The organism is Streptomyces sp. NBC_00080 (assembly GCF_045041255.1).
GTDB classification, from domain to species: Bacteria; Actinomycetota; Actinomycetes; order Streptomycetales; family Streptomycetaceae; genus Streptomyces; species Streptomyces coriariae.
The window spans coordinates 2,994,575-3,018,288 of the sequence record NZ_CP108235.1; the positions used below are offsets into that span (position 1 = coordinate 2,994,575).

The 23,714-nt window shown below is 71.8% G+C and carries 21 protein-coding genes; 4 read left to right on the top strand and 17 right to left on the bottom strand.

Annotation, left to right across the window (positions count from 1 at the left end):
- Positions 1-6: 6 nt before the first annotated feature.
- The 16 genes from OHU34_RS13030 to OHU34_RS13105 all read right to left on the bottom strand — a co-directional run bounded on the left by OHU34_RS13030 (position 7) and on the right by OHU34_RS13105 (position 18,659).
- Positions 7-186, bottom strand: a complete 180-nt coding sequence (locus OHU34_RS13030) for a DUF6191 domain-containing protein (protein WP_057601577.1) — start codon at positions 184-186, stop codon at positions 7-9.
- Positions 187-253: 67 nt separating this feature from the next.
- Positions 254-3,310 carry an AAA family ATPase gene (locus OHU34_RS13035; protein ID WP_405766400.1) on the bottom strand — a complete coding sequence of 1,019 codons (3,057 nt, stop codon included), beginning with the start codon at positions 3,308-3,310 and terminating at the stop codon, positions 254-256.
- Between the two features lie 95 nt (positions 3,311-3,405).
- Positions 3,406-3,612: a hypothetical protein gene (locus OHU34_RS13040; protein ID WP_020131421.1), complete on the bottom strand. Its 207-nt coding sequence runs from the start codon at positions 3,610-3,612 to the stop codon at positions 3,406-3,408.
- A gap of 198 nt (positions 3,613-3,810) precedes the next feature.
- On the bottom strand, positions 3,811-4,407 hold the full coding sequence (locus OHU34_RS13045) for a hypothetical protein (protein ID WP_142266277.1): 597 nt from the start codon (positions 4,405-4,407) through the stop codon (positions 3,811-3,813).
- 35 nt (positions 4,408-4,442) lie between these two features.
- Positions 4,443-5,018: a GNAT family N-acetyltransferase gene (locus OHU34_RS13050; RefSeq protein ID WP_057601581.1), complete on the bottom strand. Its 576-nt coding sequence runs from the start codon at positions 5,016-5,018 to the stop codon at positions 4,443-4,445.
- Positions 4,996-7,224, bottom strand: coding sequence for an MMPL family transporter (locus OHU34_RS13055; protein ID WP_405766405.1), 2,229 nt, complete (start codon positions 7,222-7,224; stop codon positions 4,996-4,998). The genes OHU34_RS13050 and OHU34_RS13055 overlap by 23 nt, the downstream gene beginning before the upstream one ends.
- 223 nt (positions 7,225-7,447) lie before the next feature.
- Positions 7,448-7,828 (bottom strand): hypothetical protein, encoded by a 381-nt coding sequence (locus tag OHU34_RS13060; protein ID WP_405766407.1) that lies wholly within the window; start codon positions 7,826-7,828, stop codon positions 7,448-7,450.
- Positions 7,829-7,925: 97 nt separating this feature from the next.
- A complete protein-coding gene (gene gatB / locus OHU34_RS13065; RefSeq protein WP_142266274.1) occupies positions 7,926-9,440 on the bottom strand; it encodes an Asp-tRNA(Asn)/Glu-tRNA(Gln) amidotransferase subunit GatB in 1,515 nt (504 codons plus the stop codon).
- Between the two features lie 15 nt (positions 9,441-9,455).
- On the bottom strand, positions 9,456-9,695 hold the full coding sequence (locus OHU34_RS13070) for a hypothetical protein (protein ID WP_020131415.1): 240 nt from the start codon (positions 9,693-9,695) through the stop codon (positions 9,456-9,458).
- Positions 9,692-11,194, bottom strand: coding sequence for an Asp-tRNA(Asn)/Glu-tRNA(Gln) amidotransferase subunit GatA (gatA, locus tag OHU34_RS13075; RefSeq protein ID WP_142266273.1), 1,503 nt, complete (start codon positions 11,192-11,194; stop codon positions 9,692-9,694). Before gatA ends, OHU34_RS13070 begins: the two co-directional genes overlap by 4 nt.
- A 5-nt stretch (positions 11,195-11,199) precedes the next feature.
- Positions 11,200-11,496, bottom strand: a complete 297-nt coding sequence (gene gatC, locus OHU34_RS13080) for an Asp-tRNA(Asn)/Glu-tRNA(Gln) amidotransferase subunit GatC (protein WP_007384860.1) — start codon at positions 11,494-11,496, stop codon at positions 11,200-11,202.
- 122 nt (positions 11,497-11,618) lie between these two features.
- Complete coding sequence (locus OHU34_RS13085) at positions 11,619-13,874, bottom strand: bifunctional diguanylate cyclase/phosphodiesterase (protein ID WP_142266272.1); 2,256 nt, start codon at positions 13,872-13,874, stop codon at positions 11,619-11,621.
- Positions 13,875-14,143: 269 nt separating this feature from the next.
- On the bottom strand, positions 14,144-16,336 hold the full coding sequence (gene ligA / locus OHU34_RS13090; RefSeq protein ID WP_142266271.1) for an NAD-dependent DNA ligase LigA: 2,193 nt from the start codon (positions 16,334-16,336) through the stop codon (positions 14,144-14,146).
- A 15-nt stretch (positions 16,337-16,351) separates the two neighbouring features.
- Positions 16,352-17,353, bottom strand: coding sequence for a methionine synthase (locus tag OHU34_RS13095; RefSeq protein WP_142266270.1), 1,002 nt, complete (start codon positions 17,351-17,353; stop codon positions 16,352-16,354).
- A 49-nt stretch (positions 17,354-17,402) separates the two neighbouring features.
- Positions 17,403-18,092, bottom strand: coding sequence for an SDR family oxidoreductase (locus tag OHU34_RS13100; protein WP_142266269.1), 690 nt, complete (start codon positions 18,090-18,092; stop codon positions 17,403-17,405).
- A 27-nt stretch (positions 18,093-18,119) separates the two neighbouring features.
- Positions 18,120-18,659, bottom strand: coding sequence for a TIGR00730 family Rossman fold protein (locus OHU34_RS13105; RefSeq protein ID WP_142266268.1), 540 nt, complete (start codon positions 18,657-18,659; stop codon positions 18,120-18,122).
- Between the two features lie 50 nt (positions 18,660-18,709).
- On the opposite strand from OHU34_RS13105, the gene OHU34_RS13110 reads away from it, so the two are divergent.
- Both OHU34_RS13110 and OHU34_RS13115 read left to right on the top strand, forming a co-directional pair.
- Entirely contained in the window at positions 18,710-19,063 is a 354-nt protein-coding gene (locus OHU34_RS13110; protein ID WP_054239815.1) for a DUF427 domain-containing protein, read from the top strand.
- Positions 19,064-19,101: 38 nt separating this feature from the next.
- Positions 19,102-19,887: an alpha/beta fold hydrolase gene (locus OHU34_RS13115; RefSeq protein ID WP_230194581.1), complete on the top strand. Its 786-nt coding sequence runs from the start codon at positions 19,102-19,104 to the stop codon at positions 19,885-19,887.
- Positions 19,888-19,890: 3 nt separating this feature from the next.
- Here OHU34_RS13115 and mnmA read toward each other — a convergent pair whose 3' ends face one another.
- Positions 19,891-21,021 carry a tRNA 2-thiouridine(34) synthase MnmA gene (gene mnmA, locus OHU34_RS13120; protein ID WP_327185205.1) on the bottom strand — a complete coding sequence of 377 codons (1,131 nt, stop codon included), beginning with the start codon at positions 21,019-21,021 and terminating at the stop codon, positions 19,891-19,893.
- Between the two features lie 83 nt (positions 21,022-21,104).
- On the opposite strand from mnmA, the gene OHU34_RS13125 reads away from it, so the two are divergent.
- Positions 21,105-21,764 (top strand): N-acetylmuramoyl-L-alanine amidase, encoded by a 660-nt coding sequence (locus OHU34_RS13125; RefSeq protein ID WP_405766414.1) that lies wholly within the window; start codon positions 21,105-21,107, stop codon positions 21,762-21,764.
- 214 nt (positions 21,765-21,978) lie between these two features.
- Positions 21,979-23,571: a multicopper oxidase family protein gene (locus tag OHU34_RS13130; protein ID WP_405766416.1), complete on the top strand. Its 1,593-nt coding sequence runs from the start codon at positions 21,979-21,981 to the stop codon at positions 23,569-23,571.
- Positions 23,572-23,714: the final 143 nt, after the last annotated feature.

A 23,714-nucleotide genomic window follows, 5' to 3' on the forward strand; every position in this document is an offset into this window, starting at 1 on the left:
CACCCGTCACCCGTCCTCCGCCGCCGGCTCGGAGGGCCGCACCACGACCTTTCCGGACGCCAGGTCTATCGGCCCGTGCCCGGGATCGGCGTCGCCGACGTCCTCCCGGGTCAGTTCCAGCCGGTTCTGCTCGTCCCGGGTGTGCTTGCGGCCCGGCGCGAAGAGGTCCTCGAATGCGTTGAACATCGTTCTCCCATGCCGGGCCGGATCACGGTCGGTGGCCTGTGCGGCTCCTCCGGGGTGGCCTGCCCCATTATCGCGCGATCAGCCGTTCTTCGGCCCCCGGCGGGAACAGCCCCAGCCGGTGGGCCACCGCCGCCGCCTCACCGCGGCCCGAGACGTCGAGCTTGGACAGGATGTTCGAGACATGGACGCTCGCCGTCTTCGGGGAGATGAAGAGCACCTCGGCGATCTGGCGGTTGGTGCGGCCGGCCGAGACCAGACGCAGCACGTCACGCTCCCGGCTGGTCAGGCCCAGCGTCGCCAGCGGGTCGGTCGGACCGGCCGGGGTGTCCGGCGGGCCCGCGGCGGGGGTCAGGGACAGGCGGGCGCGCCGGCCGAGCAGGGTGACGGCCTCGGTGAGCGGACGGGCGCCGAGGTGGGCGGCGACCGCAAGGACGAGACGCAGCAACTCGGCGGCCCGGTCGCGTTCGTCGTCACCGCCGACGGAGAGAAGGGCCTCGGCCAGGCGGTGCCGGGTGCGGGCGAGGTCGTAGGGCCGTTCCAGGCACTCGAAGGCGGCGACCACCTCGGACCAGTCCTCCGGGTCGGTCCGGCCCTCGGCGCGCAGGAGCTCCGCGCGGACCCAGCGTTCGTGGGCCTGCCAGACGGGGGCGATGGTGGCGAGCCGCCGGGCGGCTGCCCTGATCCGGTCGAGGAGGCCGGCGCGGCCTGTGTCGGCGGCGGGGGTCGCGCGGGCGTCGCCCTCGGCGGAGGCCGCGGCGAGCAGCAGGGGCCAGGCGTAGCGCTGGGTGCCGGGCCGGAAGTCCCGGTCGAGCGCGCCCGCGAAGTGGGTGCGGGCGTCCAGCGGCCGGCCCTGGGCCGCGGCGAGTCCGATGGCGAGGCGGGTCAGGGGCAGGTGGTTCTGCGGGGCGTGTTCGTGGGAGCCGAAAAAGCCCTGCGCCGCTACCAGTTGACGGTCGGCCTCGGCGAGGTCGCCGCGGGCGAGGGCGAGTTCGGCGACGAGGGTGGCGTGGAAGCCGCGGACCGCCACGCCCTGGCCCACCCTTCCGGCGGCGGCGCAGGCCCGGTCGGCCTCGTCCCAGCGGCCCAGGGAGAGAAGGGACTCGGCGAGGTTGCCCCACACCCACGCCTCGGAGTCGGGCGGTCCGTGCCGCTTGGCGAAGGCGAGGCCCTCCTCCAGGATCGGCACGGCCTCCCGGGAGCGGCCGATCCCCTCCAGTTCGGAGGGGAGGTTGACGTACGCGTTCAGCGCGACGGAGGGAGTGTCCTCGACGAGTGCCTGTTCCCTGACCTCGTGCAGCTCCGCGAGGCCGGCCTCGATGTGGCCGGCGTCGACCATGAGGACGCCGAGGACCTGACGGGCGTCGAGCTCGATCTCACGGACACCGACCAGGCGGGCGTACTCCACGGCCCGCTCGGCGGCTCCGTAGGCCTCGGGTCCCGGGACGTGCACCAAGGACCAGCAGGCGATGTGGGTGAGCAACTCGGCGTGCACCTCGTTGGGCGGCAGACCGCGCAACAGGTCCTCGGCCCTGGCCAGTTCCTCGCGGCCGCCGCCGCGGCCCAGGGAGTGCGTCAGCCGGGAGCGCTGTACCCAGAACCAGGCGGAGCGCAGGGGGTCGTCCTCGTCCTCCAGCAGGCGCAGCGCCCGCTTGGTGATCTTCAGGGCGCGTTCGCGTTCCCCGCAGTAGCGGCCGGCGACGGCGGCCTCGGCCATCAGGTCGAGGTAGCGCAGCGGTGTGGTGGCCGGATCGCAGCCGCAGGGCGGATAGGCCTCCGTGTGGTCGACGGGGCGCAGGGCTGCCCGGATGTCCTCGGGGACCGTCTCCCACAGTTCCATCGCCCTTTCCAGAAGCCGCAGTTGCTCGCTGTAGGCGCGTCGGCAGCGGGCCTCGACGGAGGCGTCCAGGACGGCGGGGAGCGCCTTCGCCGGGTCGTGGGCGTGGTACCAGTAGCTGGCCAGTCGCATGACGCGTTCGTCGGCGGGGACCAGGGTCGGATCGGCCTGGAGGGCCTCGGCGTAGCGGCGGTTGAGGCGGGCGCGTTCGCCGGGGAGCAGATCGTCGCTCACGGCCTCGCGGACCAGGGAGTGGCGGAACCGGTAGCCGTCCCCGTCGGGGGTGGTGAGCAGGATGTTGGCGCCGACGGCGGAGCGCAGCGCCTCGATGAGGTCGTCCTCGGCGAGCCGGGCGACGGCGTCGAGCAGCCGGTACTCGACGGTGGAGCCGCCCTCGGCGATGATCCGGGCGACTTTCTGGGCGCTCTCGGGCAGCGCCTCGACGCGGACGAGCAGCAGGTCGCGCAGGGTGTCGGTGAGGCCGGTGCAGCAGCCCTCGTGTGCCGCCACGGCGAGTTCCTCGACGAAGAAGGCGTTGCCGTCGGAGCGTTCGAAGATGTCGTCGACCTGGGCGGAGTCGGGTTCGGCGGCGAGGATGCCGGCGACCTGACGGCAGACCTCGTCCCGGGTGAAGCGGGCGAGTTCGAGGCGCTGGACGGTGCGCAGCCGGTCGAGTTCGGCGAGCAGGGGGCGCAGTGGGTGACGGCGGTGGATGTCGTCGGCGCGGTAGGTGGCGAGGACGACGAGGCGGCCGGTGCGCAGGGTGCGCAGCAGATAGGACAGCAGGTGGCGGGTGGAGGCGTCGGCCCAGTGCAGGTCCTCCAGGGCGACCACGACCGTGCGCTCGGCGGCGACGTGTTCCAGGAGGCGGGCGGTGAGTTCGAAGAGGCGGGCCATGCCCTCCTCTTCGTGGCGTCGTCCGGGGGCCGTCTTCCGTAGTTCGGGCAGCAGCCGGGCGAGTTCCTCCTCCTGGCCGGCCGCGGCGGCGGCCAGTTCGTCCGGCAGGGACCGGCGCAGGGCGCGCAGTGCGGTGGAGAACGGGGCGAACGGCAGTCCGTCGGCGCCGATCTCGACACAGCCGCCGAGCGCGACGACGGCGCCCCCGCGGTGGGCGGCCGCGGCGAACTCCTCGACGAGCCTGGTCTTGCCGACCCCGGCCTCACCGCCGATGAGCAGCGCCTGTGGCTCTCCCGCGGCGGCGCGGGAGAGCGCGTCGTTCAGGGTGTGCAACTCGTCGGCTCGACCGACGAAGACAGGGCTGACGGACCGGGTCTCCACGGAGGCGAGCATCGCACGCGGGTGGGAGGCCGGCCCAGCGGATATCGCCGGGGCTCCGGCGGGAGGGCGGCCGACCCCCGTGCGGCCGCCCTCCCCCGCCCCCGCGTTCACGCCGGCCGGGCGAACCGGAGCCGATCGAGGAGGTGGGTATGCGACTCGCTCCCGGCGCCGCCCTCCGCCCGCTCGGCGGCGCGATCGGCGGCCTCGCGGCGGGCGGCGCGACGACCGCGGACCACCGAGCGGGCCAGTCGCTCGTGCTCGGCCCGGCGGCGCAGTTCGGCGGAACGGGCCTGCTGGAGTTCGTACTCGTACATGGTGTGTCCCCTGAGAGGTCGGTTGTTCCGGCTTCGCTTGTTGCGATGCCTCAACCTTCGTCTCCCAGGGGGGTCCGCCACATCGGGAGAGTTCCGCATCTTCGGGGGCCGTGGGGGCCTTAGACATGCCTGAGGGGCCTCAGGCACCGCCGTAAGGTGCTTACGGCGGGCCTAAGACCCCTCGGGACCTGCGGTGATTCAGCTGGCCGACGGCAGGCTGACCAGCACGTCGGTGTACTTGAGGACGGCGATCAGCAGCCCGATGACGCCGAGCGAGACGCCCGCCCAGGAGACCGACTTGATCCAGGCGGCCTGCGGCTTGCCGGGTGCCCCGAAGGCGGGCCGGACCAGCACGAAGACGCCGACGAGCAGGGCGACGAGGGCGAAGGTCCCGCTGTACAGGGCCTGAACGTTCCAAACGTCGCCGTAGCCCTCCTTCAGCAGCGTCGCGACGCTCGAGGTCTGGGAGGAGTTCTGCATCTGGCTCAGCAGGCTCTCCTTCTGGGCGGCGATGGTGCCGATCCAGCCACCGGTCAGAGAGACGAGGCCGAGCGCGGCGGAGACCACGGCGCCGGCGCCCTGGCCGACGCCGGTGGAACCCGCCGCCTTGTCGGCGCCCTCCTCGGCGAGGACCTCGTCACCGTCCTCGGTGTCGTCGGCGGCGGCGCCCTCGACGGCCTCCGCCTCGGTCGCTTCGTCCGGCGCCTCGGTCTTCGTGACGTCCACCTTCTCCTCGTCGCGCTTCGCCTCGGTGCCGGATTCCGTGCCGGCCTCGTCCACAGTCTTCGTTCCCATACCTCGCACCGTACGGACGCTCTCTGAGAGGTCCCTTAATGATCGTTGTGAGCGCCGCGCGCGCGTGCGTCGCGCCACTCCTGGGCGAGCACGGACCACACCTCGAGGTCGTGCCGCACCCCACGATAGGGGTACGACTGCCGGCGGACGCCGTCGCGGGTCATTCCCAGCCGCCGGGCCACGTCCAGGCTGGGGGTGTTGCCCGCGGAGGCGATCCATTCGACCCGCTGGATCCCGCGCTGCTCCACCGCGAAGTCGATCAGCACCCGCATGGCCCGGGTGACCAGACCGCGCCCGGTACCGGCGGGTTCCAGCCAGCAGCCGACCTCGCAGTTCGCGTCCTCGGCGTCGAAGTTCAGGAAGAGCACACCGCCCACGAGCGTGCCGTCCAGCCACAGTCCGTGCAGCGAGCCGGTGTCGGCGGCGCGCATGTCGGCGTACCTCTGGAGCGTCTCCCGCGCGGTGGCCACGTCGGTGGCCTTCGAGCCGAACGGGACGTACTGGTTGATGAACTCCCTGCCGCGCTCCAGGTGCGCCAGGAACTCCTCCGCGTGCCAGGGCTCCAGCGGGCGCAGCTCGGCCCCGTCGTCACCCAGCGATATCGCGTACATCCGGCCGCCGCTCCTTCTCCAGTCCGTGAACCACCTCGGTGAGCCTCTCATGGGCGGCACGGCATTCGGGCGGCTCGATGCTGATCCGCGGCAGGTGCCGGTCGAGCCGGCGGGGCAGCCACCAGTTGGCGCTGCCCAGCAGGTGCATGAGGGCGGGCACCAGCAGCGTCCGGAGGACGAAGGCGTCCAGGGCGACGGCGGCGGCGAGGGCGATGCCGAACATGGCGATCACCCGGTCGCCGCTGAGCACGAAGGCGAGGAAGACCGAGATCATGATGACCGCGGCGGAGTTGATCACCCGGCTGGTCTCCGCGAGGCCGACCCGGACGGCACGCCGGTTGTCGCCGGTCTCCAGCCACTCCTCGTACATCCGGCTGACCAGGAAGACCTGGTAGTCCATGGAGAGACCGAACAGCACCGACACCATGATCACCGGAAGGAAGGGCTCGACGGGCCCCGCGCGGCCGAGCCCCAGCGCATCGCTGCCCCAGCCCCACTGGAACACGGCCACGACGATCCCGAAGGCGGCGGCGACGGCGGCCACGTTCATCACGGCGGCCTTGAGCGGTATCCCGACGGACCGGAACGCGAGCAGGAGCAGCAGACAGCCCAGACCGATGACGACGCCGACGAACAGCGGGAGCTTGCCGACGATGACGTCCGCGAAGTCGTCGTAGCCGGCCGTCATCCCGCCGACGTGCACGTCGAGGGAGGTGCCGGTCTCGGCGCGGGGCAGCACCTCGGTGCGCAGCCGGTCGACGAGATCACTGGTGCGCCGCGACTGCGGGGCGGAATCGGGGACGACGGTGAGGTACGCGGCGCGGCCGCCGGAGCCGAAGGTCACCGGTGTCACCGAGGCCACGCCCTCGGTGGTGCGCAGGACGGTGTCGAGGTTGTCGAGGGCGAGCCGGTCCTCGGCGCCCCCGACGCGGGTCACCAGGGTCAGCGGGCCGTTGACACCGGCGCCGAAGCCTTCGGCGAGGAGGTCGTAGGCCTGCCGGGTGGTGGCCGATTCGGGGGCGTTGCCCTGGTCGGAGGTGCCCAGGCGGAGGGAGAAGGTGGGCACGGCGAGGACGGCGATGACGACGAGGGCGAACGCGCCGAGCAGCTTGGGCCGGCGTTCCACGAACGCCGACCAGCGGGCGGCGAGCCCGGTCGGCAGCTCCGGCTGGGGTCCGTGTTCGGCGAGTCGACGGCGTTCGCGGCGACTGAGGGCGCGCATGCCGATGAAGGACAGCAGGGCGGGCAGCAGCGTCACGGAGGCGGCGACCGTCAGGGCCACGGTCAGGGAGGCGGCGATCGCCACCCCGTTGAGGAAGCTCAGCCGCAGGATCAGCATGCCGAGCAGGGCTATGCAGACCGTGGCGCCCGCGAAGACGACCGCGCGTCCGGTGGTGGCGACGGCGCTCGCGGCGGCCTCGGGGACCGTGAGCCCCCGCTTCAGTCCGCGCCGGTGCCTGGTCACGATGAACAGCGCGTAGTCGATGCCGACGCCCAGCCCGACGAGCAGGCCGAGCATGGGCGCGAAGTCGGCGACGGTCATGGCGTGTCCGAGCAGCACGATGCCCGCGTACGCGGTGCCCACGCCGACCAGGGCGGTGGCGATGGGCAGGGCGGAGGCGGCGAGCGAACCGAAGGCGAGGAACAGCACGACCGCGGCGACGACCACGCCGACGACCTCGGCGAGATGCCCGCCGGAGGACTCGGTGAGGCCGATCGCGGAGCCGCCCAGCTCGACCTGGAGGCCGTCGTCCTCGGCGGCTTCGGCGGCGTCGACGACGGCCCGTGCCTCGGACTCGTCGATGTCCTCGGCGCGGTCCTCGAAGGTGACGGTGGCGTACGCCGTGTGCCCGTCCGCGCTGATCCGCGCCCTGCCCTGGTCGTCGTAGGGGCCGGCGACGGAGGCCACGCCGGGCAGGTCGGCGATCTTCTCCAGCGCGCGGTTCATGCTCTGTTCGACGTCGGCGGCGCGGACGGAGCCCGAGGCGGTGTGCCAGACGACGGTGTCGCTGTCGCCGCCGAGGTCCGAAAAGCCCTCCGTGAGCAGCCGGGTGGCGCGGTCGGACTCGGTGCCGGGGACCTCGTAGTCGTTCGAGTACGCGGAGCCGGCGGCGAGCGCGGCCGTCGCGGTGCCGCCGAGAGCCAGGAGCCAGATCAGCACCGCCATGAGGCGGTTGCGAACACACCAGCGTGCGAGGGCTGCCACTTGACGTGCTCCCGGAGGGTGAATTGTGGATCTTTGACCGGGAACAGTCGCGCCTGACCTGAACAGCCCGCAAAGAACGTATGAGCGATGCGAGGCCACTCTTACAGGCGAATGTGATCGTTTGCCGTTTTCGTGGGGCTTTTCACAGGAGTGGGAGGCAGATCACAGGACAATAACGGCCGCTGTGTCAGGCCTCGTCGGGCGCGTGTCAGTACGGCACGTGTCAGTCGGCCTGGTCGCCGATGGCCATCACCATCACCCCGGCGATCAGCAGCCACAGCGCGCGCCGGGTACGGCCGCGGGATCCCAGGAGGGCGGCGAGGGCACAGACGGCGGCGCCGAGGGCGTAGGCCGCCGGGACGAAGGCGGGGGCGGAGCCGGTGAGGCGCAGGAGGGACGCGGCGAGTCCGGCGAGGGTGAGCAGCGCTCCGGTGCCGATCGCGGTCCAGCGGGCCCGCCTGGCGTCCTCGGTGCCGTGTTCCTCGTCCGCGTCGGCGTCGTCGTCCGGTTCGGCCACGTCCGCGGCTTCGGTCGTTCCGGTCGTTTCGGCCTGCGGGCCGTCGTGTATGTCGTCCTGCGTGTCGGAGTCGGTTCGTGCCCTCATGGCGGGCGAGCGTAGCGCGTCGAGCCGAGAAGAGAGACGCCCGGGGGAAATGCACCGGTGCGGCGCACTCCCCCCGGGCGCGAGGAGAACGGCGGGCTCAGCCCTCGCTGACGCCCAGCTTCTCCAGGATCAGCTCCTTGACACGGGCCGCGTCGGCCTGCCCGCGCGTGGCCTTCATCACCGCGCCGACCAGGGCGCCGACCGCGGCCACCTTGCCGCCGCGGATCTTGTCGGCGATGCCCGGGTTGCCGGCGATGGCCTCCTCGACGGCGGTGGTGAGCGCGCCCTCGTCGGAGACGACCTTCAGACCGCGCTTGTCGACGACCTCGTCCGGGGTGCCCTCGCCCGCGAGGACGCCCTCGATGACCTGACGGGCCAGCTTGTCGTTCAGATCGCCCTTGCTCACCAGCTCGGTGACCCGGGCGACCTGCTCCGGCGTGATCGCCAGCGCGTCGATCGGGACGCCCGACTCGTTGGCGCTGCGCGCCAGTTCACCCATCCACCACTTGCGGGCGGAGGCAGCGTCGGCGCCGGCGTCGATGGAGGCGATGATCAGGTCCAGCGCGCCGGCGTTCAGGATCGACTGCATGTCGTTGGCGGAGATGCCCCACTCGGCGAGCAGCCGGTTGCGGCGCGCCAGCGGCAGCTCCGGCAGACCGCCCCGGATCTCCTCGACCCACTCGCGGGACGGGGCGATCGGCACCAGGTCGGGCTCCGGGAAGTACCGGTAGTCCTCGGCCTCCTCCTTCACGCGGCCCGAGGTCGTCGACCCGGTGTCCTCGTGGAAGTGGCGGGTCTCCTGGATGATCGTGCCGCCGCCGTCGAGCACCGCGGCGTGCCGCTGGATCTCGAAACGGGCCGCGCGCTCCACGGACCGCAGCGAGTTCACGTTCTTCGTCTCGGACCGGGTGCCGAACTTCTCCCGGCCGTGCGGGCGCAGCGACAGGTTCACGTCGCAGCGCATCTGGCCCTGCTCCATACGGGCCTCGGAGACACCGAGCGCCCTGATGAGCTCGCGCAGCTCACGGACGTACGCCCGCGCGACCTCGGGGGCACGCGCGCCCGCTCCCTCGATCGGCTTGGTGACGATCTCGATGAGCGGGATGCCCGCGCGGTTGTAGTCCAGCAGGGAGTGGGACGCGCCGTGGATACGGCCGGTGGCGCCGCCGACGTGCAGCGACTTGCCGGTGTCCTCCTCCATGTGGGCGCGCTCGATCTGCACCCGGAAGGTCTCGCCGTCCTCCAGCTGTACGTCGAGGTAGCCGTCGAAGGCGATCGGCTCGTCGTACTGGGAGGTCTGGAAGTTCTTCGGCATGTCCGGATAGAAGTAGTTCTTCCGGGCGAAGCGGCACCACTCGGCGATCTCGCAGTTCAGCGCGAGACCGATCTTGATCGCGGACTCGATGCCGATCGCGTTGACGACCGGAAGCGCGCCGGGCATGCCGAGGCAGGTGGGGCACGTCTGCGAGTTGGGCTCGGCGCCCAGCTCGGTCGAGCACCCGCAGAACATCTTCGTCTTGGTGCCGAGTTCGACATGGACCTCGAGGCCCATGACGGGGTCGTACGACGCCAGCGCGTCCTCGTACGACACCAGGTCGGTCGTGGTGGTCACGGTGAAACTTCCCTCTCAGCCCAGCAGGACGTCGTCGTCGCCCAGCCGCTTCAGCTCGCGGTAGAGGATGGCGAGGCCGGTGACGATGGCGACGGCGGACACGGTGGCGTCGATCAGGACCAGGGTGTCCTTCTCGGCGCGGGCCTTCTTCAGCCGCTTGGCGACGCCGAACGCGCCGAACGCGGTCCCGGCGATGGACAGGTACGTACCGGACTTGGACTTCTTGAAGCCCTTGGCCTTGTTCAGTGCGCTCACAGCGACGGAGCCTCCTCGAGAAGCGGGTGACCCCACCTTTCCACGAAGGCGGCCTCGACGGCGGCGCCGACCTTGTACAGCCGGTCGTCCTTCAGCGCCGGGGCGATGATCTGGAGACCGACCGGGAGGTTGTCCTCCGGGGCGAGACCGCAGGGCAGCGACATGGCCGCGTTGCCCGCGAGGTTGGTCGGGATGGTGCACAGGTCGGCCAGGTACATCGCCATCGGGTCGTCGGCGCGCTCGCCGATCGCGAAGGCGGTGGTCGGCGTCGTGGGCGACACGATCACGTCGACCTGCTCGAAGGCCTTCTCGAAGTCCCGCGTGATGAGCGTGCGGACCTTCTGCGCCGAGCCGTAGTACGCGTCGTAGTAGCCCGAGCTCAGGGCGTACGTGCCGAGCATGATGCGGCGCTTGACCTCGGGGCCGAAGCCCGCCTCACGGGTGAGGGAGGTGACCTCCTCCGCCGAGTGGCTGCCGTCGTCGCCGGTCCGCAGGCCGTAGCGCAGGCCGTCGAAGCGGGCGAGGTTGGACGAGCACTCGGACGGCGCGATCAGGTAGTACGCCGACAGGGCGAGGTCGAAGGACGGGCAGTCCAGCTCGACGATCTCGGCGCCCAGCTCCTTCAGCAGCGCGACGGACTCGTCGAACCGCTGGATGACGCCGGCCTGGTAGCCCTCGCCGCGGAACTGCTTCACGACACCGACGCGCATGCCTTCGACGCTGCCGTTGCGGGCGGCCTCGACGACCGGCGGGACGGGCGCGTCGATGGACGTGGAGTCCAGCGGGTCGTGCCCGGCGATGACCTCGTGCAGCAGCGCCGCGTCCAGGACCGTACGGGCGCAGGGGCCGCCCTGGTCGAGGGAGGACGAGAAGGCGACCATGCCGTACCGCGAGACCGCGCCGTACGTCGGCTTCACGCCGACCGTGCCGGTGACGGAGGCCGGCTGGCGGATGGAGCCGCCGGTGTCGGTGCCGATGGCCAGGGGTGCCTGGAAGGAGGCGAGCGCCGCGGAGGAACCGCCACCGGAGCCGCCGGGGATCTTGGTGAGGTCCCAGGGGTTGCCGGTCGGCCCGTAGGCGCTGTTCTCGGTGCTCGACCCCATGGCGAACTCGTCCATGTTGGTCTTGCCGAGGATGACGACGTCGGCGGCCTTCAGCCGCTTGGTGAGCGTCGCGTCGTACGGCGGGATCCAGCCTTCGAGGATCTTCGAACCGACGGTCGTCGGGATGCCCTCGGTGGTGAAGATGTCCTTGAGCGCGAGCGGGACGCCGGCCAGCGGGCCGAGCTTCTCGCCCCGCTCCCGCTTCTCGTCGACGGCGCGCGCCTGGGCCAGCGCGCCCGCACGGTCGACGTGCAGGAAGGCGTGGACCTTCTCGTCGACGGCCTCGATGCGCGCCAGGTGCGCCTCGGTGACCTGGACGGCCGTGAGCTCGCCGGAGGCGATCTTCGCGGCGGTCTCGGCGGCCGTGAGCTTGATGATGTTGACGTTGTCCGTCATGGCGGTTAGTCCTCCCCCAGGATCTGCGGCACCTTGAAACGCTGCTGCTCCTGGGCCGGGGCGCCGGAGAGCGCCTGCTCGGGGGTGAGCGACGGACGGACCTCGTCCGCCCGCATGACGTTCGTCAGCGGGAGCGGGTGCGAGGTCGGCGGTACGTCTTGGTCGGCGACCTCGCTGACGCGGGCGACCGCGCCGATGATGTCGTCCAGCTGTCCCGCGAAGTGTTCGAGCTCTTCGGGCTTCAGCTCCAGACGCGCCAGCCGGGCGAGGTGGGCGACCTCCTCGCGCGTGATGCCAGGCATGCAGCGTTCCTCTGGGGTGGAGTGAGTGAGTGTGTGGTTTGGCCCAATCCTAGGGTGCGGGGCGGCATACCCGTGAAACGGTTCGGCTCGCCTCCCCGGTGACGCGCGGGCGGAGGGGCCGGCTACTCGTCGGACGCGGCTGCCGGGAGGGCCGCCGCGGGGCGCTGCCAGCCGCGTGAGCCACGGGCCCGCAGCCAGGCCGTCGTCTCCTCCGGGGGCATCGCCGCGGCCACCAGCCAGCCCTGGACGGCGTCGCAGCCCAGGTCACGCAGGCGCTCCCAGGTCTCGTCGTCCTCGACGCCCTCGGCCACCACCAGCAGCCCCAGCGAATGGGCGAGGTCGACCGTGCAGCGCACGATCTCGGCGTCCTCGGTGTCGACGGCCAGCCGGGCCACGAAGGAACGGTCGATCTTCAGCTCGCTCACGGGGAGCCGGCGCAGGTGCACCAGGGAGGAATAGCCCGTTCCGAAGTCGTCCAGCGACATCTTCACGCCGTGCCCGGTCAGCGCGTTGAGGGTGTCGGCGGCACGCTGCGGGTCCTCCAGCAGGACGTGCTCGGTTATCTCCAGTTGGAGCGCTCCCGCGGGCACTCCGTGCCGGGCCAGCCGGGCCGCGACGGAGCCGGCGAAACCCGGGGTGTGCACGTCGCGGGGGGAGACGTTGACCGCGACCGGCACGTACAGTCCCTGGGCCCGCCACCGCGCGACCTGGCCGAGCGCCGTCTCCAGCACGTACTCCGTCAGAAGGGGCATCAGCCCGGACGACTCGGCGATCGCTATGAACTCGTCCGGCGGTACCTTCCCGCGCTCCGGGTGCACCCAGCGGACCAGCGCCTCCAGCCCCGCCACCTGTCCGTCGAAGCGGACCTTCGGCTGGTAGTGCAGCTCGACCTCGTGCGCGTCCAGCGCCCGCCGCAGGTCGCCCAGCAGCCCGAGCCGGTCGGGAGTGTTGGAGTCGCGCTTGGACTCGTACACCTCGACGCCCGTACGGTCCCGCTTGGCCTGGTACATCGCCACGTCGGCCCGGCGCAGCATGCCCTCCGCGTCGAGGGCGTGGTCGGGGAAGACGGCGACGCCGGCGCTGGCCTCCAGGACGAGGGTGAGGCCGTCGAGGTCGAGCGGCGAGCCGAGGTCGGAGACCAGCCCGCGGGCGATCCGTGACGCCGAGGTCGTCGAGTCGGCGACGGGCAGTAAGACGGCGAACTCGTCCCCGCCGAGCCGCGCGACCTCCGCCCCGCGGGGCAGGGCGAGCTTCAGCCGCTCGGCTATCTGGAGCAGCAGCCGGTCACCGGCGAGATGACCGAGGGTGTCGTTGACCGAGCGGAAGCGGTCGAGGTCGATCAGCATCAGGGCGGCGCGGGCGCCGATGCGCTCCGCGTCGTCCAGGGCGGTCCAGATGCGCTCCAGCAGCCACTGGCGGTTGGGCAGCCCGGTCAGCGGGTCACGCAGCTGCTCCTCGGCGCGGGCGCGGGCTATCCACAGGGTGGAGTCGAGGGCGATGAGCGGGATGGCGAACAGCGGCAGCAGGATCGGCTTGGCCACGGCCACCACGCAGATCAGGGGCGCGATGCCCAGCAGGGCGACGGCGACCAGGCCCTGCCTGACCAGGGCCGTGCGGGCGACGGTGGGCAGTCCGCCGGAGCGCGGGGCGTGCAGGTACCAGAGGAGAACACGGGTGACCGCGAGATAGGCGACGGCCACCAGGACCACCTGGGGGCCGGTGTAGACCGTCCAGCTGTCGGGGGTCCAGGGCCGCTCCACGGACGGTATCGGTCCGCAGGCGGCCAGCAGCAGCGCGCCCGCGCCGATGCCGAGGATGTCCACCGCGCCGTGCAGGATGCCCTGCCGCCAGCGGTGGCGCCGGGCTATGCCGACCAGGACGACGACGGTGAGGCTGACCAGTCCGGCCGCCACCCAGCCGTACAGCAGCAGGACGGCGAGGGTGAGCGCGGCGCCGGAGCCGGTGCCGCCCCACCAGCGGGCGCGGCCGAGCAGGACCAGATGGCCGACGATGACGCCGGCCAGCACGGCCAGGGCCCAGCCGGCCGTGCCGGACGGGAACAGCGCGTGGTGGCCGGTGAAGGCGCGGTAGAAGCCGGCGCCGAGGGCGAAGGCGGCGCCGGAGACGACCGAGGCGGGCAGCGCGGGCCAGGACAGGTGCCGGTCGGCCTCGGTGTCGGGCATCCCGGGATGCGGGGCGGAGGTGACGCGGAGGTCCGGACCGGAAGGCGGCGTCGTGTACGGCGCGGTGTGCGGCACATAGGCCTCCACGCCCCGAGGCCGCTCGGAGCGCGCCGTCCGCCAGCTCCCCCACCAGACGCCGGCGACCCGGCGTCGGCGCAGCCGTTCGTCCGGGGCGGCGCTCTCGGTCGGTTCCATTCCCGTCCCTCTCACAGCCGGCGGTGCCCACGCCACGCGGCCCGTTGCCCGACAACCTCGGGCGGCGCCGCGTTGGAGAACCCTTCCCCCTGCTCACCAGGAGCACGGAGGTGCCCCGACCGCAGCTGGGCACGGCAGGCGCACGTCTCAACAGTAGGCCGCAGAAGGCTTCCACGGGCAGCGGTCGTCGACGGTTGCCCGAATGCGCCCCGGCCACCCGTATGCATCTGGTATGCGCCGATCGGGTGACCTTCAACCGCCACTCGTCGCTACTCCTCGGTCGGAAGGGCCACTTCGGCCGCCGCCTCGGGTCCCTGTTCCAGCAGGACGGTGAAGCCGTCCTCGTTCAGAACCGGCACCTTCAGCTGCATCGCCTTGTCGTACTTCGATCCCGGATTGTCACCCACAACGACGAAAGATGTCTTCTTCGAAACCGAACCGGTCACTTTCGCCCCTTGGTTCTGCAGGGCGTCCTTGGCGCCGTCCCGGGTGAAGTGCTCGAGGGTGCCGGTGACGACGACCGTCAGCCCTTCGAGGGGACGCGGTCCCTCGTCCTCCCCGGAGCCCTCCTCCTCCATGCGGACGCCGGCGGCCCGCCACTTGCGCAGGATCTCCTGGTGCCACTCCTCGGCGAACCACTCCTTGAGCGAGGCCGCGATGATGGCGCCCACCCCGTCGGTGGCCGCCAGCTCCTCCTCCGAGGCCTGCTCGATCCGCTCGATCGAGCGGAACTCGCGGGCCAGCGCCTCGGCCGCGACCGGTCCGACGTGCCGGATCGACAGGCCGGTGAGGATGCGCGCCAGCGGGCGTTCCTTGGCGGCCGCGATGGTCTCCAGCATGGCGAGCGCGTTCTTCTTCGGCTCGCCCTGCTGGTTGGCGAAGACCGTGGCGATCTTCTCCTCGCCCGTCTTCGGGTCCCGCTTGGGCAGGCCGCTGTCCTGGTCGAGGACGTACGCCTTGATGGGCAGCAGCCGGTCGATGGTGAGATCGAAGAGGTCGCCCTCGTCCCGCAGCGGCGGATCGGCCGGCTCCAGCGGATGGGTGAGGGCGGCCGCGGCGACGTAACCGAAGTGGTCGATGTCCAGCGCCCTGCGGCCCGCCAGGTAGAACACCCGCTCGCGCAACTGGGCAGGACAGGTGCGGGCGTTGGGGCACCGCAGGTCGATGTCGCCCTCCTTCATCGGCCGCAGCGCCGCCCCGCATTCCGGGCACTCGGACGGCATCACGAACTCGCGCTCGCTGCCGTCGCGCAGGTCGGCGACCGGGCCGAGGATCTCCGGGATGACGTCACCGGCCTTGCGCAGCACCACGGTGTCACCGATCAGGACGCCCTTGGCCTTGACGACCTCCTGGTTGTGCAGGGTGGCGAACTCGACCTCCGATCCCGCCACCGTGACCGGCTCGACCTGGGCGTACGGCGTCACGCGGCCGGTACGGCCGACACCCACGCGGATGTTGACGAGCTTGGTGTTGACCTCCTCCGGCGCGTACTTGTACGCGATCGCCCACCGGGGGGCACGGGCCGTGGAACCGAGCCGCCCCTGCAGGCGGATCTCGTCGAGCTTGACGACCACGCCGTCGATCTCGTGCTCCACCGAGTGCCGGTTCTCGCCGTAGTACGCGATGAACGCCCGTACGCCGTCGAGGTCGCCGACCACCTTGTTGTGCGGGGAGGTGGGCAGACCCCAGGTCTCGAGGAGGTCATAGGCCTCGGAGAGGCGGGTCAGTCCCTCGTAGCCCTCCAGGGCGCCGATGCCGTGCACGACCATGTGCAGCGGACGCGAGGCGGTGACGCGCGGGTCCTTCTGGCGCAGTGAACCGGCGGCCGCGTTGCGCGGGTTGGCGAAGGGCTTGTCGCCCGCCTCGACCAGACGGGCGTTCAGCTCCTCGAACTTCTCCATCGGGAAGTAGACCTCGCCCCGGATCTCCACCAGGGACGGGACCCCGTCACCGGTGAGGCGGTCGGGGATCTCCGCGATGGTGCGCACGTTGGGCGTGATGTCCTCGCCCGTGCGACCGTCGCCCCGGGTCGCCGCGCGCGTGAGACGGCCGTTCTCGTAGGTGAGGTTGACGGCGAGGCCGTCGACCTTGAGCTCGCACAGGAAGTGGTACGCGGAGCTGCCCACGTCCTTGTGGACGCGCTCGGCCCACGCGGCGAGCTCCAGGTCGTCGAAGGCGTTGTCGAGCGAGAGCATCCGCTCGCGGTGCTGGACGGCCGTGAACTCCGTCGCGTACGCGCCGGCGACCTTCTGGGTCGGCGAGTCGGGCGTCCGCAGCTCGGCGTACTCCTGCTCCAGTTCCTCCAGGGCGCGCAGGAGCCGGTCGAACTCCGCGTCGCTGATGACGGGAGCGTCCTTCACGTAGTACCGGAAGCGGTGCTCCTCGATCTGCTCAGCCAGCTGCGCGTGCTTCTCCCGTGCCTCGCTGGGCACCGTCGTCTCCGCTTGCCTGTCGCCGGCCACCGTGTCGTCCTCCCGTTACTCTGGGTTGTCCGCGAGGGATCTCGCCGCCCGGACGCAGTGCGCGAGGGCCTCGCGCGCGTACGCGGGGGAAGCTCCCGCGAGGCCGCACGACGGCGTGAGCGTGACCGCCTCGGAGAGCAGCCCCGGTCGCAGCCCCAGCCTGCGCCACAGCGTCCTGACACCCATGACGCTACCGGCAGGGTCCGACAATGGGGCGTCCACGCCCGGCACGACACCGGCGAACAGCCGGGTCCCCCCTTCGACCGCCTCGCCGATCGCGTCGTCGTCACGCTCGGTGAGCAGCGAGAAGTCGAACGAGACCGCCGCCGCGCCGGCCCGGCGCAGCAGGGCGAACGGGACGTCCGGGGCGCAGGAGTGGACCACGACGGGGCCGTCGCCGTGCACCCCGACGACCTCACGGAGGGTGGCCTCCACGACCTGCCGGTCGACGGCGCGGTGGGTGTGGTAGCCGCTGGCCGTCTTCACCTGGCCGCGCAGGACGGCGGTCAGGGAGGGTTCGTCGAGCTGGAGCACGATCTGCGCGCCGGGCAGACGGCGGCGCACCTCGTCGAGATGCAGGCGCAGCCCCTCGGCGAGGGAGCCGGCGAGATCGCGCCGGGCACCGTGGTCGGAGAGCACCGACTGGCCGTTCTTCAGCTCCAGCGCGGCGGCGAGGGTCCAGGGCCCGACGGCCTGCACCTTCACCTGGCCTTCGTAGCCCTGGGTGAACTCCTCCAGCGCGTCGAGGTCCTCCCCCAGCCAGGACCGGGCCCGCTTGGTGTCCCGGCCCGGCCGGTCGCCGATCCGCCAGCCGCTGGGCTCCACGCGCGCGAACAGCTCGACGAGCATCCCGGCGGTGCGGCCGATCATGTCGGCACCCGGGCCGCGGGCCGGCAGCTCGGCGAGAAACGGGAAGTCCTCGAAGGACCCGGTGGCCGTCCTGGCGGCCTCGCGGGCGTCACCGCCGGGCAGGGAGCCGACACCGGTGGCGGGGCCGAAACTGAAGTGTGCGTTCACGGGGTGAAGCCTACGTACGCGCGAGGGCGGTCTCGCCCCCGCGGGCGGTTCACCGCCCCGGACGCACCGTCAGGTCGTTGACCTCCGCGTCCCGGGGCAGGTCGATCGCCATCAGGATCGTCGTCGCGACCGACTCGGGATCGATCCACTCCCCCGGGTCGTACTCCTTGCCCTCCTGCTGGTGGACCTTGGCCTGCATGGGGCTCGCGGTGCGGCCGGGGTAGACGGAGGTGACGCGGACGCCGTTGCCGTGCTCCTCGGCGCGCAGGGCGTCCGCCAGCGCCTTCAGGCCGTGCTTGGAGGCGGCGTACGCGGACCAGTCGGCGCTCGCCCGCAGGCCCGCCCCGGAGTTCACGAAGACCACGTGCCCCCGGGCGGTCCGGAGTTGGGGCAGGAAGTGCCGGGTCAGCTCGGCCGGGGCGATCAGGTTGACGTCGAGCTGGTGGCGCCAGGACTTCGGGGTCAGGTCGCCGACCGGCCCCAGGTCGACCACGCCGGCGATGTGGAGGAGGGAGTCCACCCGGTCGGGCAGCGTCTGGTGGGAGAAGGCCCAGCTCAGCTTGGCGGGCTCGGCCAGGTCGCCGACCAGGGTCCGGGCCCCGGGAAACTCCGCCGCCAGTTCCTTCGCGCGGCCCGCGTCGCGCGCGTGCAGCACGAGTTCGTCCCCGCGCGCGTGCAGGCGGCGGGCGACGGCCGCGCCGATGCCGGAACCGGCTCCGGTGATCACATGAGTAGCCATGCCCGCCATGCTCGCATCACCGGCACGTCACTCGACGCCCTGGCTCTCCTCCAGGTATGCGAGGGCGCCGACCGGCTCCTCCGCGAAGAACACCAGGTCGGTGAGGGGCCGGGGCAGGAACCCCTCGTCCTCCATGCGCCGGAACTGCTCCTTGAGGCCGTCGTAGAAGCCCGCCGTGTTGAGCAGCACGACCGGCTTGTCGGTGTGTCCGTGCTTCTTCAGTTCCAGTATCTCGGTCGCCTCGTCCAGCGTCCCGGTCCCGCCGACCATGATCACGACGGCGTCGGACTTCTGCAGGAGGAGCCGCTTGCGTTCGGCGAGGTCGCGCGCGACGACCATCTCGTCGGCCCCGGCCCGCGCCTTGGCGGCGAGGAAGTCCACCGACACCCCGCACAGCCGGCCGCCGGCCTCCTGCACACCGTCAGCGACCACCTTCATCAGGCCGGTGTCCGAGCCGCCCCACACGAGGGTGTGGCCGCCCTTGCCGAGGAGTTCGGCGAACTCGCGCGCGGGGCGGGTGTAGCGGTCGTCGAGATCGGCGGCGGAGAGGAAGACGCAGATACGCATGCGGCCACCGTACGCGGGAAGAACCGGCGGCCCGCGGGCGCTGTTCCGGCATGACCCGAGGACACACGATCACCATCGAGCGGGGCGACCGGCACATCAGGGTCGTCCACGGAGGCCACGTGCTGGCCGAGACCGACCGGGCGCTCGCCCTGCGCGAGACCGGCTGTCCGGTGCGGTACTACATCCCCGCCGAGGACGTACGGCTCGACCTGCTGACCCCCTCCGACACCCACACGTACTGCCCCTTCAAGGGAACGGCCTCCTACTGGTCGCTGCCGGACGCGGCGGACCTCGTCTGGGGCTATCCCGACCCCAAGCCCGACGTCGCCGAGATCAAGAACCACCTGTGCTTCTACGAAGTGGAGGTCTCGGAGGCGGAAGTGCCGCAAGCGGAGGTGTCGTAGGCCGATGACCGCCGTGCCGTGCGGCAGTCTGCATGGGCATGGACAAGAAGACCATTTCGCGCGACGGCACCGAACTCGCGTACACACGCGCCGGCGAGGGGCCCGCGGTCATCCTGGTGAGCGGGGCGATGTCCACGGGCGGCACCATGGCGCCCCTGGCCGGCCTGCTCGCGGACCGCTGCACCGTCCTCCGGTACGACCGCAGGGGCCGCGGCCAGAGCGGCGACACGGCACCGTACGCGGTGGAACGCGAGATCGAGGACCTGGCGGCCCTCATCGACGCGGCGGACGGCGAGGCGGCGCTCTACGGCATCTCCTCGGGCGGCGCGCTGGTGCTGGAGGCGGCGGCCGCCGGACTGCCGGTGCGGCGGGTGGCCGTGTACGAGACGCCGTACGCCCTGGACGAGGAGGGCGTGCAGGGACGCGCCGCCTACACGGCGAACCTCACCGAGGCGCTCGCGCAGGGGCGGCGCGGGGACGCGGTCGAGCTGTTCCTGCGGCTGACGGGGCTGGCCGAGGAGATGATCCGGGGCGCCCGGCAGTCACCGATGTGGGCGGGGATGGAGGCCATCGCGCCGACCCTCGCCCACGACGACGCCGTCATGGGCGGCGGTGCGCCGCCCCGCGAGCGGCTGGCCTCGATCGCGGTCCCGGTGCTCGCCGCCGCGGGCGAGGCCAGTCCCCCGTGGTTGCGCGAGGCGACGCGCGCCGTCGCGGACGCGGTCGCGGACGGCACCTACCGCGTGCTCGAGGGCCAGACCCACATGGTGGACCCGGCCGTCCTCGCGCCGGTGCTGGCGGAGTTCCTCGGGTCGCGCGACTGACGGTCAGGACACCCCGGCCGTCGCCCGCACGGTGGCCGCGATCGTCGCCGAGCCCACCACGCGCGTGTCGTCGTACAGCACGATCGCCTGGCCGGGGGCCACGCCCCGGACGGGCTCCGTGAAGGTGACCTCGAGGGAGCCGTCGACGAGTTCGGCCCGCACCTCGGTCTCGCCGCCGTGGGCGCGCAGCTGGGCCGTGTAGGTGCCGGGGCCGGTCGGGGCGGCGCCGCACCAGCGGGGCCTGATCGCGGTCAGGGCGGCGACGTCCAGGGATGCGGCCGGGCCGACCGTCACCGTGTTGTTCACCGGGGAGATGTCGAGGACGTAGCGCGGCTTGCCGTCGGCGGCCGGGGTGCCGATGCGCAGGCCCTTGCGCTGGCCGATGGTGAAGCCGTACGCGCCCTCGTGGGTGCCGACCTTGGCGCCGGACTCGTCGACGATGTCTCCCTCCGCCCGGCCCAGCCGGTTCGCGAGGAAGCCCTGGGTGTCGCCGTCGGCGATGAAGCAGATGTCGTGGGAGTCGGGCTTCTTGGCGACCGCCAGGCCCCTGCGCTCGGCCTCCGCGCGGATCTCGTCCTTCGTGGTCACCGTGTCGCCGAGGGGGAAGAGCGCGTGGGCGAGCTGCCGGTCGTCGAGGACGCCGAGGACGTACGACTGGTCCTTGGCCATGTCGGAGGCGCGGTGCAGCTCGCGCGTGCCGTCCTCGTCGACGAGGACCTTCGCGTAGTGGCCGGTGCACACCGCGTCGAAGCCCAGCGCCAGCGCCTTGTCCAGCAGCGCGGCGAACTTGATCTTCTCGTTGCAGCGCAGACACGGGTTGGGGGTGCGGCCGGCCTCGTACTCGGCGACGAAGTCGTCGACGACGTCCTCACGGAAGCGGTCCGCGAGGTCCCAGACGTAGAACGGGATGCCGATGACGTCGGCCGCGCGGCGGGCGTCGCGGGAATCCTCGATGGTGCAACAGCCTCGCGCGCCCGTGCGGAACGACTGCGGGTTCGCGGAGAGCGCGAGGTGGACGCCGGTCACGTCGTGGCCGGCTTCGGCTGCGCGGGCGGCGGCGACGGCGGAGTCGACCCCGCCGGACATGGCGGCGAGTACGCGAAGGGGGCGGGAGCGCTGCGAGGTCTCAGTCATAACCCTTCCAGGGTACGGGTCCCCGGGAACCGGAGCCCGCGAGTATCCGTTGACGATCACAAGGGGCGAAGAAGGGCACGGACATGGGGGACGGGAAGAGCGACTCCGACCGGCGGATCGGGCGGCGCGCCCTGCTGATCGGCGGGGCGGCGGCCGCCGTCGGCACGGGCGTGCTGGCGCGTGACGAACTGGCGCGGCTGTACTGGCGGCTGCCGGGCGTGCGCAGGCAGCGGGTGGAGGGCGCCGTGGACTTCCGGGGCGCCCGGTGGGTGGCGGCGTCGGAGGCGAACTTCCGCTGGGCGGACCGGCCGGACGACTACGGGATCGACATGGTCGTCATCCATGTCACGCAGGGCGATCTCGACAGCGCGGTGAAGGCGTTCGAGGACCCGGGGCACCGGGCGGCCGCGCACTACATCGTCGGCAAGGACGGCCACGTCACGCAGATGATCCGGGAACTGGACGTGGCCTACCACGCGGGCAACCGCGCGTACAACGAGCGCAGTGTCGGCATCGAGCACGAGGGCTTCGTGGACCGGCCGAAGGACTTCACGGACGCGATGTACGCCGCCTCCGCCCGGCTGACCGCCGCGATCTGTCGGCGGTACGACATAGCCGTCGACCGCGAGCACATCATCGGGCACGTGGAGGTGCCGGGCACGGATCACACCGACCCGGGCGAGCACTGGGACTGGGACCGGTATCTGCGGCTCGTGCGGGAGGCGCAGGCCGCGGCCGCTTGAGAGCAATGTGATGCAGGTCACATGTGCTCAAAATCGTGAACGGTCGATGAGAGCCGGCCGTCCGATGTGTCCCGCACCATGAACATGACCTGCGTTCCACCAACTTGGCTTTTCTTCAAGGGAGTTGCAGCACACGGCGGCCGCACAGCCTCCTCGGCTCACTCCTATGTTCGACCCAGTCTTCACATAGGCCTTAGCCCAAAGCTCCACGGCCATGACCCACACCACAGATCCCGCCTCCGGCGCGGGACGGCAGAGCAAGGGCGCCCACGCGCGAAGCGACCGCGGCGCCAAGGACGAGCGCCACACGAAGAGCGGCGAGAGCAAGGGCGGGCACGGCAAGGGCCTGCACCGGCGCAAGTTCCTGAGCGGCATGGCGGGGGCGGCCGGGCTGGCCGCCGTCGGGACCGCCGGGGTCACCTTCTCCCTGCTGACCGGCGGCAACGGCAACAAGGCGTCCGCCGCCGACGCCACCGGCACCCTCACCATCCCCGACCTGCTGGAGGCCACCACCACCGACGGCACCACCACCTACACCCTGACCGCGAAGACCGGCACCGGCGAGGTGCTCAGCGGCGTCACCAGCACCACGGCCGGCTACAACGGTGCGTACCTCGGCCCCACCATGAAGTGGACCAAGGGCGACACGGTCCTGATGAACTTCACCAACACCCTGGGCGCCGACACCTCGGTCCACTTCCACGGCGCCCACATCCCGCCCAAGATGGACGGCGGCCCGCAGAACGCCTTCGCGGACGGCGTGACCTGGTCGCCCACCTTCGAGGTCCTCGACGAGGCCAAGACCCTCTGGTACCACCCGCACGCCCTGGGCACCACGGCCGAACAGGTCGTCCACGGCCTGGCCGGGATGATCATCGTGGAGGACGACTCGGACGTCTCGGCCGCGCTGCCGAGCGAGTACGGCGTCGACGACATCCCGCTCATCCTGCAGTGTCTGGCGGTCGACGCCGCCGGCGACATCAAGTACGAGGCCACCGGCTACCGCAGCTCCGGCGTCGTCTTCCCGGTGCTGGTCAACGGCACCAACGTGGACTCGACGACCCTCGGCTTCACCGCCACCAAGAAGCGCACCCGCTTCCGGGTCCTGAACGCCTCCCCCGCCGACATCATGACCGTCCAGCGCGGCGACGGCGGGACGCTCACCCAGATCGCCACCGACCAGGGCTATCTCACCGAGCCCACCGAGGTGACCACGATCCGGCTGGTGGCCGGCGCCCGCGCGGAGTTCGTCCTCGACCTCGAGGACGCGGTCACGCTCCAGGCCGTCGTCACCACCGGCTGGATCCGCGGCGGCAGCGGCACGTACGACTTCCTGACCGTGACCCCGGACGCCACCGACACCCCGGCCGCCCTGCCGAGCACGCTCAACACCATCACCCGGTACGACACGAGCGACTTCACCGCGCGGACGATCACCCTCGGTCAGGGCACCGGCGGGACCATGTCGATCAACGGCTCGGTGGGCACCACCATGGCCGGAATGGCGATGATCAGCACCACGCTGGACGCCGAGGAGGTCTGGACGATCGCGAACAGCACGCAGCTCGAGCACTCGTTCCATCTGCATGACGTGCCCTACCAGGTGATCGAGATCAACGGCGAGGCGCCGACCGGCGTCGACCTGGGCTGGTTCGACACGTTCGAGGTGGTCGGCGGCGGCTCCATCAAGATCGCGATGAAGTTCACCGACTTCACCGACGACACGTACATGTACATGCTCCACTGCCATCTTCTCCAGCACGAGGACGAGGGCATGATGGCGGCCCTCATGGTCACGGACGGCTAGGCCGGCCCCAGCGGGCCGGTCGCACCCCGGGCCAGTCGCTCCAGCCTCCTGAGCAGGCTGCCGCCGGCAGTGGAAGTGCCGGCCGCAGCCCCTGGCCCGGCGCACCGGGCCAGGTCCATGGTGGGGGCGGCGGCCGGCACGCA

What these genes read in the sequence shown, in the direction of transcription:
- OHU34_RS13085 (WP_142266272.1), bottom strand. Translation starts at nt 13,874, where the DNA reads ATGGAACCGACCGAGAGCGCCGCCCCGGACGAACGGCTGCGCCGACGC.
- OHU34_RS13100 (WP_142266269.1), bottom strand. Translation starts at nt 18,092, where the DNA reads ATGGCTACTCATGTGATCACCGGAGCCGGTTCCGGCATCGGCGCGGCC.
- mnmA (WP_327185205.1), bottom strand. Translation starts at nt 21,021, where the DNA reads ATGACTGAGACCTCGCAGCGCTCCCGCCCCCTTCGCGTACTCGCCGCC.
- OHU34_RS13130 (WP_405766416.1), top strand. Translation starts at nt 21,979, where the DNA reads ATGACCCACACCACAGATCCCGCCTCCGGCGCGGGACGGCAGAGCAAG.
- OHU34_RS13030 (WP_057601577.1), bottom strand. Translation starts at nt 186, where the DNA reads ATGTTCAACGCATTCGAGGACCTCTTCGCGCCGGGCCGCAAGCACACC.
- gatA (WP_142266273.1), bottom strand. Translation starts at nt 11,194, where the DNA reads ATGACGGACAACGTCAACATCATCAAGCTCACGGCCGCCGAGACCGCC.
- OHU34_RS13110 (WP_054239815.1), top strand. Translation starts at nt 18,710, where the DNA reads ATGACCCGAGGACACACGATCACCATCGAGCGGGGCGACCGGCACATC.
- OHU34_RS13115 (WP_230194581.1), top strand. Translation starts at nt 19,102, where the DNA reads ATGGACAAGAAGACCATTTCGCGCGACGGCACCGAACTCGCGTACACA.
- OHU34_RS13040 (WP_020131421.1), bottom strand. Translation starts at nt 3,612, where the DNA reads ATGTACGAGTACGAACTCCAGCAGGCCCGTTCCGCCGAACTGCGCCGC.
- OHU34_RS13060 (WP_405766407.1), bottom strand. Translation starts at nt 7,828, where the DNA reads ATGAGGGCACGAACCGACTCCGACACGCAGGACGACATACACGACGGC.
- OHU34_RS13035 (WP_405766400.1), bottom strand. Translation starts at nt 3,310, where the DNA reads ATGCTCGCCTCCGTGGAGACCCGGTCCGTCAGCCCTGTCTTCGTCGGT.
- OHU34_RS13045 (WP_142266277.1), bottom strand. Translation starts at nt 4,407, where the DNA reads ATGGGAACGAAGACTGTGGACGAGGCCGGCACGGAATCCGGCACCGAG.
- OHU34_RS13105 (WP_142266268.1), bottom strand. Translation starts at nt 18,659, where the DNA reads ATGCGTATCTGCGTCTTCCTCTCCGCCGCCGATCTCGACGACCGCTAC.
- OHU34_RS13050 (WP_057601581.1), bottom strand. Translation starts at nt 5,018, where the DNA reads ATGTACGCGATATCGCTGGGTGACGACGGGGCCGAGCTGCGCCCGCTG.
- gatC (WP_007384860.1), bottom strand. Translation starts at nt 11,496, where the DNA reads ATGCCTGGCATCACGCGCGAGGAGGTCGCCCACCTCGCCCGGCTGGCG.
- OHU34_RS13125 (WP_405766414.1), top strand. Translation starts at nt 21,105, where the DNA reads ATGGGGGACGGGAAGAGCGACTCCGACCGGCGGATCGGGCGGCGCGCC.